Origin of the sequence: Halomonas sp. SIMBA_159 (genome assembly GCF_046536035.1) — a bacterium.
Taxonomy (GTDB): Bacteria; Pseudomonadota; Gammaproteobacteria; order Pseudomonadales; family Halomonadaceae; genus Vreelandella; species Vreelandella venusta_A.
Genome location: NZ_JAWJBT010001663.1, coordinates 1 through 234 on the forward strand (window position 1 = coordinate 1; position 234 = coordinate 234).

The 234-nt window shown below is 36.3% G+C and carries 1 protein-coding gene; it reads right to left on the bottom strand.

Annotation, left to right across the window (positions count from 1 at the left end; genetic code table 11):
* Positions 1-73 precede the first annotated feature (73 nt).
* On the bottom strand, positions 74-234 hold a 161-nt coding region (locus R0J87_RS24855), incomplete at its 5' end, for a ParE family toxin-like protein (RefSeq protein ID WP_498889700.1).

Sequence of the window (234 nt, forward strand, 5' to 3'; positions counted from 1 at the left end):
CGGTGCTAATTTTGGGTTGGTGAGGGCTTGCAAGAATTCTAGAACAGATTTCATGAGGTTAAACGTAGCCATATTACAACCGTTTTAGAAATTCATCATATTCGGAATGTGTCCCAATCCAAAACCAATAAATATGATTTTCCTTTAAAAGTCCAAGTGCTCGGTAATTTAGGCTGATACGTATTGAATAGATGGGTTGTCGTTGACTAACTCGTTTGAATTGAAGACTATTAT